Source organism: Bacteroides sp. 1001302B_160321_D4 (assembly GCF_015667765.1).
GTDB lineage: Bacteria > Bacteroidota > Bacteroidia > Bacteroidales > Bacteroidaceae > Bacteroides > Bacteroides xylanisolvens.
This window is the reverse complement of the sequence record NZ_JADPLO010000020.1, coordinates 77,255-87,057: the sequence shown is the minus strand read 5'-3', so window position 1 is coordinate 87,057 and position 9,803 is coordinate 77,255. Positions and strand designations below refer to the sequence as shown.

General features: G+C 43.7%; 9 protein-coding genes and 1 tRNA gene. 6 read left to right on the top strand and 4 right to left on the bottom strand.

Translation table 11 applies throughout. The annotated features are described in order from the left end of the window. Nucleotides 1–169: 169 nt before the first annotated feature. Nucleotides 170–240, bottom strand: a tRNA-Gln gene (locus KFO40_RS10185). 264 nt (nt 241–504) lie between these two features. Between KFO40_RS10185 and rsfS the strand changes: the two genes are divergently transcribed. The 3 genes from rsfS to KFO40_RS10170 are packed head-to-tail and all read left to right on the top strand — an operon-like array spanning nt 505 to nt 3,892. Continuing rightward, entirely contained in the window at nt 505–864 is a 360-nt protein-coding gene (gene rsfS / locus KFO40_RS10180) for a ribosome silencing factor (protein WP_004310984.1), read from the top strand. Between the two features lie 9 nt (nt 865–873). Then, nucleotides 874–3,027 (top strand): ATP-dependent zinc metalloprotease FtsH, encoded by a 2,154-nt coding sequence (ftsH, locus tag KFO40_RS10175; RefSeq protein WP_008020636.1) that lies wholly within the window; start codon nt 874–876, stop codon nt 3,025–3,027. 16 nt (nt 3,028–3,043) lie between these two features. Further along, nucleotides 3,044–3,892 carry a phosphatidate cytidylyltransferase gene (locus tag KFO40_RS10170; RefSeq protein ID WP_211146314.1) on the top strand — a complete coding sequence of 283 codons (849 nt, stop codon included), beginning with the start codon at nt 3,044–3,046 and terminating at the stop codon, nt 3,890–3,892. A gap of 106 nt (nt 3,893–3,998) precedes the next feature. Here KFO40_RS10170 and KFO40_RS10165 read toward each other — a convergent pair whose 3' ends face one another. The 3 genes from KFO40_RS10165 to surE form a co-directional block, all read right to left on the bottom strand. Beyond that, nucleotides 3,999–4,790 carry a NigD-like protein gene (locus KFO40_RS10165; protein WP_004310987.1) on the bottom strand — a complete coding sequence of 264 codons (792 nt, stop codon included), beginning with the start codon at nt 4,788–4,790 and terminating at the stop codon, nt 3,999–4,001. A gap of 94 nt (nt 4,791–4,884) precedes the next feature. Beyond that, on the bottom strand, nt 4,885–6,021 hold the full coding sequence (gene lpxB / locus KFO40_RS10160; RefSeq protein ID WP_008020631.1) for a lipid-A-disaccharide synthase: 1,137 nt from the start codon (nt 6,019–6,021) through the stop codon (nt 4,885–4,887). Between the two features lie 92 nt (nt 6,022–6,113). Continuing rightward, a complete protein-coding gene (gene surE / locus KFO40_RS10155; RefSeq protein ID WP_008020629.1) occupies nt 6,114–6,881 on the bottom strand; it encodes a 5'/3'-nucleotidase SurE in 768 nt (255 codons plus the stop codon). A 355-nt stretch (nt 6,882–7,236) separates the two neighbouring features. Between surE and KFO40_RS10150 the strand changes: the two genes are divergently transcribed. The 3 genes from KFO40_RS10150 to KFO40_RS10140 are packed head-to-tail and all read left to right on the top strand — an operon-like array spanning nt 7,237 to nt 9,795. Then, nucleotides 7,237–8,001 carry a ParA family protein gene (locus KFO40_RS10150; RefSeq protein WP_004301394.1) on the top strand — a complete coding sequence of 255 codons (765 nt, stop codon included), beginning with the start codon at nt 7,237–7,239 and terminating at the stop codon, nt 7,999–8,001. A gap of 15 nt (nt 8,002–8,016) precedes the next feature. Continuing rightward, on the top strand, nt 8,017–8,907 hold the full coding sequence (locus KFO40_RS10145) for a ParB/RepB/Spo0J family partition protein (RefSeq protein WP_004301392.1): 891 nt from the start codon (nt 8,017–8,019) through the stop codon (nt 8,905–8,907). After that, nucleotides 8,908–9,795, top strand: coding sequence for a DUF5683 domain-containing protein (locus tag KFO40_RS10140; protein ID WP_134985542.1), 888 nt, complete (start codon nt 8,908–8,910; stop codon nt 9,793–9,795). Nucleotides 9,796–9,803: the final 8 nt, after the last annotated feature.

Sequence of the window (9,803 nt, the reverse complement as noted above, 5' to 3'; positions counted from 1 at the left end):
ATCGTTTGGGAAGAGGATGTTTTCATGATGCAAAAATAAGAATTTTAACGCAATCCCCCAAGGTTTCAGACTGAGCCAACTTTTTTCGGATGGTATTTGTCAAAGCACAAAAAAACCCGCTAAAATTGCATTTTTAGCGGGTTTTTGTCAGTAAAAAGCTGGTGTTTTGTTGGGCTACCTGGATTCGAACCAGGAATGACAGGACCAGAATCTGTAGTGTTACCATTACACCATAGCCCAATGATTTTCGTTTGCGGGTGCAAAGATACAAATATTTTGGGAATTCAAAACAAATCCGATATTTTTTTTGCAAAAATGTCCAAATAAGCTTTCCAAACAAAAGTATCTCCACTAAAAAACACAAAAATTGAGGGATAACTTTCTTGTATCCAATAAATCAGCGTATATTTGTCAAAAATATCACGTTTATTATCAGAAACAAAGGGTCACCTTTTTTTGTTATAAACAAATAGAGAACATGAATTATTAATCCCAATTACAGGAATGAACGATACTAAAGTATTAATTGAAAAAATAAAAGAAGGAATTCAAGAGAAAAAAGGTAAAAAGATAGTCGTTGCCGATTTAACCAGCATAGAAGATACCATCTGTAAATATTTCGTTATCTGTCAGGGAAATTCTCCCAGTCAAGTGAGTGCAATAGTAGATTCAATCAAGGAATTTACACGCAAAGGTGCGGACAGCAAGCCTTATGCAATCGACGGACTCCGAAATGCAGAATGGGTAGCTATGGACTATGCCGATGTATTGGTACACGTTTTTTTGCCGGAGACAAGAGCTTTTTATAATCTTGAGCACCTCTGGGCAGATGCTAAACTTACTCAAATCCCCGATCTAGACTAATTAATGATTATGGACAATAATAATAGCAATAATAACAATAGCAATAAACCTAACAATAAGGTTAATATGCCGAAGTTCAACCTGAACTGGATGTATATGATTATTGCCCTTATGCTTCTCGGCCTCTGGTGGGGCAGTGATTCAAAAGGAGCAGGAAGCAAAGCTGTAACTTACAGCGAGTTTCAGGACTATGTAAAAAAGGGTTATGTCAGCAAAGTATTGGGTTATGAAGATAAATCAATCGAAGCTTTCCTCAAACCGACTGCCGTAGGGGCTGTTTTTGGAGCCGACTCTACCAAGGTGGGACGCAACCCTGTCATTACAAGTAGAACCCCGTCTACCGATAAACTGGAAGAGTTTTTGCAGGCAGAAAAGGAAGCCGGTCATTTTGACGGTTCATCCGACTATCCGCCCAAATCGGATATTTTCCCCGCAATTCTGATTCAGGTACTCCCGCTTGTCTTGCTGGTTGCGTTATGGATATTCTTCATGCGCCGTATGAGCGGAGGCGGCAGTGGTGGCCCCGGCGGCGTATTTAATGTAGGAAAATCAAAAGCCCAGCTTTTTGAAAAAGGCGGAGCCATCAAGATTACATTTAAAGATGTAGCGGGGCTGGCCGAAGCAAAACAAGAAGTGGAGGAAATCGTAGAGTTCTTAAAGGAACCGCAGAAATATACGGATTTGGGAGGTAAGATACCCAAGGGAGCATTGCTGGTAGGCCCTCCGGGAACCGGTAAAACATTGCTTGCCAAAGCTGTGGCCGGCGAAGCGAATGTGCCTTTCTTCTCATTAGCAGGTTCCGACTTCGTGGAAATGTTTGTGGGTGTAGGTGCATCCCGTGTTCGCGACTTATTTAAACAGGCTAAAGAAAAAGCTCCCTGTATCGTCTTTATTGATGAGATTGATGCCGTAGGACGTGCCCGTGGCAAGAACCCTGCAATGGGAGGAAATGACGAACGCGAAAACACATTGAACCAGTTGCTGACAGAAATGGACGGTTTCGGTTCCAATAGCGGTGTGATTATCCTTGCTGCTACCAACCGTGTAGACGTACTCGACAAGGCACTGCTCCGTGCAGGACGTTTTGACCGTCAGATACACGTGGACCTGCCCGACTTAAACGAACGTAAAGAAGTATTTGGCGTGCATTTGCGCCCGATTAAAATAGACGATAGTGTAGATGTGGACTTGCTGGCACGTCAGACACCGGGATTCTCGGGTGCAGATATTGCCAATGTCTGCAATGAGGCTGCACTGATCGCTGCCCGCCACGGGAAGAAATTCGTAAGCAAGCAGGACTTCCTGGATGCAGTAGACCGCATCATCGGTGGTCTGGAAAAGAAAACCAAGATTACAACGGAAGCAGAAAGACGCTCCATCGCTTTGCATGAAGCAGGACACGCCTCTATCTCCTGGTTGTTGGAATATGCCAACCCATTGATTAAGGTTACGATTGTTCCTCGCGGACGTGCATTGGGAGCTGCCTGGTATCTGCCGGAAGAACGTCAGATCACTACCAAGGAGCAGATGCTGGACGAAATGTGTGCTACTTTGGGAGGACGCGCCGCTGAAGATTTATTCCTCGGCCGCATCTCAACTGGTGCCATGAACGACCTGGAAAGGGTGACTAAGCAGGCATACGGCATGATTGCTTATTTAGGTATGAGCGACAAGCTGCCAAACTTATGTTATTACAACAATGATGAATATTCTTTCAACCGTCCATACAGCGAAAAGACAGCCGAATTGATTGACGAAGAAGTCAAGAGAATGGTAAACGAGCAGTATGACCGTGCCAAGAGAATTCTGTCAGAGAATAAAGAAGGACACAACGAACTGACGCAATTACTGATTGACAAAGAAGTAATCTTCGCGGAAGACGTTGAACGTATCTTCGGTAAACGCCCTTGGGCTTCCCGCTCGGAAGAAATCATGGCTGCTAAAGAAAGCCAGGATGCCGCAAGAGCTGAAAGAGAACTTGCCCAAAAGCTGAAAGAAGAAGAAAAAGAAATCAAAGAAGAGGAAGCTGAAAATACCGCAAAGGAAAAACAAGCACCCATAGACACCAAAGTTGCCGCAGAAGGTAAAAAGGTTACTGTGGAGGGCAAAGTTACCGTAGAGGGTAAATCCAATGGGGAAAAACAAGCTAACGGGTCCAACTAATTAAAACGAATAGATTTTGATTAACAATTTCATAAAACGAGCTATTACGGGTGTACTCTTCGTTGCCATCTTGGTAGGGTGCATCCTTTATGACGCATTCAGCTTTGGTATTCTGTTCACCGCTATCAGCGCACTGACCATTTATGAGTTCGGACAGCTGGTAAATATGCGCGCAGAAGGAGTGAAGATAAACAAGACCATTAATATGCTCGGCGGGGCTTACCTATTCCTTGCAGTCATGGGATTCTGCATTGATGCGGCCGATTCGAAGATATTCATCCCGTATGTGCTTTTATTGCTTTACATGATGATTAGCGAGTTGTATCTGAAAAAGGAAAACCCGGTACTTAACTGGGCTTATTCTATGCTTAGCCAACTTTATATCGGACTGCCTTTTGCTTTGCTAAATGTATTGGCATTCCATAACGATCCGGGATCAGAATACAGTAGCGTAAGTTACAATCCTATCCTACCGCTATCTATCTTTATTTTCCTCTGGCTGAATGACACGGGAGCCTATTGCATCGGTTCATTGATCGGCAAACACCGGTTGTTTGAACGTATCTCTCCCAAGAAATCATGGGAAGGTTCTATCGGCGGCGGAGTGGTAGCAATCGGAGTATCTTTTATACTCGCTCACTACTTCCCATTTATGTCAATGATTGAATGGGCAGAACTGGCACTGGTGGTTGTTATATTCGGTACATGGGGCGACCTGACGGAGTCGTTATTGAAACGCCAGTTGCACGTTAAGGATTCGGGAACCATTCTTCCGGGACACGGTGGGATGCTCGACCGCTTTGACAGTTCCCTGATGGCTATACCGGCAGCAGTCGTTTATCTATATGCATTAACATGGTTCTAACGGGGGATTCTTTCTCAATCGATTAGAGCTGAAACAAAATACAAAAGGTCGGGAACTTCTACAGAAGTATCCCGACCTTTTTCACACACAGTAAATCATAGTTAGGTTATCGGATCGAAGAAGTGGAATGAACATCCTTTGCTGCTTCCGGTACACCGACCGGATGATCCAGATCAAGCACAATCACTCTTCCTTCTCCATGTTCTCTTGAGTTTATTGTCACCTTAAACCCTTTAGGTGCTACCCAGGAATCTTTCGGCGTAGGGAAGAACTTTTCCAGATTATAAGAAACTCGTCCCCATCCCCAATAGTCAGTCACATCCTCATACGTATTATAACGCAGTTCCAAATGTATGTAACCATCTTCATCCACATTCAATGTTCCCGGTTCTGACGGTTCGCCCGGCTCTCCCGGTTCCATCTTATTTTGCACAAGGCTGATACGATGTTTCTCCGAACGAGGCAACTCCTGACGGAAAATTACGTTCAGGAACTTTCCTCCCAACCACATATCACCCTGATAAATCAGAATAGGATCATTTCCGAATTCTTCCGCTTCTTCCTCTGTCGACATATCTTCCACTTCTTTTGTCAACAGTTCCTGTATGCCTTCCATCTTCACCTGAACTCCTTTTCCTCCTTCCATGTCATACAAAGGATTGAAAAAAGCCACAACACGTTCACCGTCCACTGGTTTAAACCAAGGAATAGAAGTAGCAACCGGATCAATCACCCCCCAATTATCACCTTCCAAATAATATCCTCCTCCACCGGTTGCACGAACAGTCGCCCAGTCCCAGCTGAAATCTCCAATAGAATAACCATCATCATCACATGATTGCAACATTGGTACTAATGCCAATAATAAGATTCCTAAAAGCCACTTAAATTTTTTCATATCTTTTTCCTTTCTTTATTTTAGTCTTCTGCTTTATAAATAAAAAAGCCGTGCATTTACTGCATCGGCTTTACGTTTATTCAGAAAAAGAAAGTTATTTTTTCAACAAACGCAGCATTTCACGAGCTGCATGACGAGGAGCACCGGCAGGTCCTAACCGTTCGGCTACATATTCATACCCCGAAAGCATCTCATTTTTATACGCTTCATTTTCAATGATATTTCTCAATTCGCTCTGCATATTCTTCACGGTCATCGTATCTGCCACCAGTTCCTTTACCACTTCACGGTCAGCAATCAAATTAACCAACGAAATAAATCTCACAGTTAAGATATGACGCCGCAAAAAAGAAACCACTTTCCCGATCGGAGTGTAATAACAAACCACTTGAGGAACACGAAACAATGCCGTCTCAAGCGTAGCTGTACCCGAAGTAACTAAAGCTACATCTGCATGCTGCAACAGGCTATAAGTCTGATCGAAAATGATTTTCACTTTCGCCTCTCCTACATATTGTTTATAATACTCGGGAGCAATGGCAGGTGCACCGGCCAAGACAAGCTGATAGTCGGGAAAAGCGGAAGCAGCCTTCAACATATCCGGCAGATTATCTTTGATTTCCTGTTTCCGGCTACCGGCAAGAAGAGCGATAATCGGCTTATCTTCCAATTGATTCTCCGCAATAAAGTGCTCCTTATTTTTCGGATGAGCTGCCTGATAGGCTGCCACCTCATCCACCGTAGGGTTTCCTACATAGTGAATGGGGTATTGATGCTTTCCTTCGAAGAATTCCACTTCAAAAGGAAGAATGGAGAAAAGCTCATCTACATCTCGTTTTATATTCTTGATACGGTATTCTTTCCACGCCCATATCTTCGGAGAAATATAATAGTAAACCGGTATCTGTGTCTTTGCATGGACAAACTTGGCAATATCAAGATTGAATCCCGGATAATCTACCAGAATAACAACGTCCGGTTCCCAGGAAACAATGTCCTCTTTGCAACGCTTCATATTTGCAAAGATAGTGCGCAGATGGAGTAATACAGGAATAAATCCCATGTATGCCAACTCCTTATAGTGCTTTACCATCGTTCCTCCGACAGCCGCCATCAAGTCACCTCCGAAAAAACGGAAATCAGCCTGCGGGTCTTCTGCCTTTAAGGCAGCCATCAGATGAGAGGCGTGCAAGTCGCCGGAAGCTTCACCGACAATCAGATAATACTTCATTGAGTTGAGAGTTGAGAGTTGAGAGTTGAGAGTTGGTAGGGATAGATGACTAACAGGGCGTCATGCTTTCTTTTTCAACTTTCAAATTTCAACTAATTAAACCATTTATTAAGTTCGTCCATAAAGTGATAAGCCGTCACGTCAACCGTAGTCGGGGTGATAGCAACATAACCATTTGCCAAAGCCCAATGATCGTTCTTCTCGTTTTCAGGTTCATGATCGGTAAATTCACCGGTCAGCCAGAAATAGTTAGGATCATTCAGACGAGGGCAGGCAGCCCATTCATTCGTCCAACGTCCTTTCGCCTGCTCACAGATTTTCACTCCTTTTATATCGGCTGTATCGGGGAAGTTCACATTCAGACAAGTTAAAGGAGGAAGTCCTTTTTCCAAGATCATGGCAGCGATGCTGCGGATATAAGGTCCGGCAGCTTCAAAATCAGCATCGGGTGCATGATTGCACAAGGAGAAGCCAATAGAAGGAATTCCATTCAAACAGCCCTCAAACACCACTCCCATCGTACCGGAATAATGCACGTTAGTGGCAGAGTTATCTCCATGATTGATACCGCCGACTATCAGATCCGGAGTCCGGTCGAGCACTGTGTTTCGTGCCAATTTGATGCAATCGGTCGGTGTTCCCGAACATTTATAAACAGTCAAGCCCACTTCCTTCTTTACTAACTGGTAATGAACTGGTTGCGTCACCGTCAGCGCACACCCACTACCGGAACGCGGAGCATCAGGTGCCATCACTATAATCTCACCCAAAGGGCGAAGAAACTTCACCAGTTCATTAATACCTTTAGCCATCACGCCATCGTCATTCGAAACAAGTATCAACGGCTTCTCTTTTTCCATATATTCAATCCTTTCCTTTTTTATATTCGCACAAAAGTAACAAAAAGAAGCCGTACCACCAAACACCTCCCCGCATCAGATCGAAAAGTCTCTTTCACCCCCACTCCTACCCGTTTACAAATCTTAATCTTCTGCAAGCGAGCAAAAAAAGAAATAAATATCCAATATAAATATGTATATTTGCAAGCTCATAAAGAGAAAGGTAGATGATGAACCTGTCGAAGTTTGGTAACCGTTTCGTCCGACAGTTATTAACAAAACAGGCGACTTATCAACAGAAATTGCAAAGTTTCTCTTTTTTCGTAGGCGCTCTAAGGATTTATCACTTATTTCGCTGCCAATAAATTTAGAGAATATGGGAAAAATTATTGCTTTGGCCAATCAAAAAGGCGGTGTAGGAAAGACAACGACTACGATTAATCTCGCAGCTTCACTTGCTACACTGGAAAAAAAGGTACTCGTAGTAGATGCCGACCCGCAAGCTAATGCCTCTTCCGGTTTGGGAGTAGACATCAAGCAGTCGGAATGCACTATCTATGAATGTATTATTGACAGAGCCAACGTACAGGACGCTATCCTTGATACGGAGATTGATTCTTTGAAAGTAATCTCTTCGCACATCAATCTCGTAGGAGCAGAGATTGAAATGCTGAACCTCCCAAACCGAGAAAAGATACTAAAAGAAGTACTCACCCCTTTGAAGAAAGAATATGACTATATCCTGATAGACTGTTCGCCTTCATTAGGACTGATCACGATCAATGCCCTGACGGCAGCCGACTCCGTGATTATCCCCGTTCAAGCTGAATATTTTGCTCTTGAAGGTATCAGCAAATTGTTGAATACCATCAAAATCATCAAGTCGAAACTGAATCCGGCTTTAGAAATCGAAGGTTTCTTACTGACAATGTATGACTCTCGTCTGCGTCAGGCTAATCAGATTTACGACGAAGTGAAACGTCATTTCCAGGAACTGGTGTTCAACACCGTTATTCAACGAAATGTGAAATTGAGCGAAGCTCCCAGCTACGGTGTCCCGACCATCCTTTACGATGCGGAATCTACCGGCGCCAAAAACCACCTGGCTCTTGCTAAAGAGATTATCAACCGAAATAAATAAAAGAAAGAAGAAGATATGGCAACACAAAAAAGAAATGCATTAGGACGTGGTCTCGACGCCTTGCTCTCAATGGATGATGTGAAAACCGAAGGGTCTTCTTCCATTAATGAAATAGAGCTGGCAAAGATTACTGTCAATCCCAACCAGCCCCGCCGTGAGTTTGACGAAACAGCATTACAGGAATTGGCTGATTCCATTGCGGAAATCGGTATCATCCAACCTATCACTTTACGCAAACTCTCGGACGATGAGTATCAGATCATCGCGGGAGAGCGTCGTTATCGTGCATCACAAAGAGCAGGACTGAAAACGATCCCTGCTTATATACGCACTGCCGACGACGAAAACATGATGGAAATGGCGCTGATTGAGAATATCCAGCGTGAAGACCTGAATGCCGTAGAAATCGCACTTGCCTACCAGCATCTGCTCGATCAGTACGAACTGACACAGGAACGTCTTAGCGAACGTATCGGAAAGAAACGAACGACGATCGCCAACTACCTGCGCTTACTGAAATTGCCGGCTCCGATACAGATGGCCCTGCAAAACAAGCAGTTGGACATGGGACATGCCCGTGCACTGATTTCATTAGGCGACCCTAAACTACAAGTTAAAATATTCGAAGAAATACAAGAACACGGATATTCAGTCCGCAAAGTAGAAGAAATTGTTAAATCATTAAGCGAAGGAGAAGCTGTGAAAAGCGGCACACGGAAAATAACACCCAAACGTGGTAAACTTCCTGAAGAATTCAACTTATTGAAGCAACAACTCTCCGGCTTTTTCAACACCAAGGTACAACTCACCTGCTCTGAAAAGGGAAAAGGCAAGATCAGTATTCCTTTCGGGAACGAGGAGGAACTGGAACGTATCATGGAAATCTTCGATACGCTAAAGAAGTAAATGACAAGAAAAAGTAAGAAATATCAGTTACTAGTCAGCGCCCTGCTTCTCTGTTTTTTACAGGTGGCAGGGATTGATGTGTATGCACAATCCACTGTTACTCCGGCACGGAAAGATACAACAATCATACAGCGCGAAGCGCCGAAAGCCCGTGCACGAAGGCATCGTGATCCGATTATACAGGACTCGGTGAAGAAGGATTCTATCCAAATCATACCATCCAAAGAACTTCCGGCCATCGACAGTTTGTCAGCTGCTAAAATACAGATAGCGGACAGCTTGGATGCAGCCAACAAGAAAGAGCTGAAAAAGATAGAGCAACCTGCCTCCATTGTTGTAAAGACCGACACTGTGCCGCCACCTGCTCAAGATATTAACAAGAAAATATTTATCCCGAATCCGACCAAAGCAACGTGGTTGGCAGTCGTATTCCCCGGTGGAGGACAGATTTACAACCGTAAATACTGGAAATTGCCTATTATATATGGAGGATTTGCTGGTTGTGCTTACGCCTTAAGTTGGAACGGTAAGATGTACAAAGACTATTCGCAAGCCTATCTGGACATTATGGACAGCAATCCGAATACGAAAAGTTACGAAGATTTGTTGCCCCCGAACTCCACTTATAATGAGGAGCAGCTAAAAAACACACTAAAACGAAGAAAAGATATGTTCCGTCGTTATCGGGACCTTAGTATATTTGCTTTTATCGGAGTTTATCTGATCTCTATCATCGACGCTTATGTAGATGCAGAGTTGTCCAACTTCGATATAACCCCCGACTTGAGTATGAAAGTAGAACCGGCTGTTATCGACAATAACAACCAGTTCCGCTCCAGCAGTTTAAAAAACAAGTCGGTTGGTCTGCAATGCGTATTACGATTTTAAAAACACAA

What these genes read in the sequence shown, in the direction of transcription:
- surE (WP_008020629.1), bottom strand. Translation starts at nt 6,881, where the DNA reads ATGGAAAAAGAGAAGCCGTTGATACTTGTTTCGAATGACGATGGCGTG.
- KFO40_RS10145 (WP_004301392.1), top strand. Translation starts at nt 8,017, where the DNA reads ATGGCAACACAAAAAAGAAATGCATTAGGACGTGGTCTCGACGCCTTG.
- rsfS (WP_004310984.1), top strand. Translation starts at nt 505, where the DNA reads ATGAACGATACTAAAGTATTAATTGAAAAAATAAAAGAAGGAATTCAA.
- KFO40_RS10165 (WP_004310987.1), bottom strand. Translation starts at nt 4,790, where the DNA reads ATGAAAAAATTTAAGTGGCTTTTAGGAATCTTATTATTGGCATTAGTA.
- KFO40_RS10140 (WP_134985542.1), top strand. Translation starts at nt 8,908, where the DNA reads ATGACAAGAAAAAGTAAGAAATATCAGTTACTAGTCAGCGCCCTGCTT.
- ftsH (WP_008020636.1), top strand. Translation starts at nt 874, where the DNA reads ATGGACAATAATAATAGCAATAATAACAATAGCAATAAACCTAACAAT.
- KFO40_RS10150 (WP_004301394.1), top strand. Translation starts at nt 7,237, where the DNA reads ATGGGAAAAATTATTGCTTTGGCCAATCAAAAAGGCGGTGTAGGAAAG.
- lpxB (WP_008020631.1), bottom strand. Translation starts at nt 6,021, where the DNA reads ATGAAGTATTATCTGATTGTCGGTGAAGCTTCCGGCGACTTGCACGCC.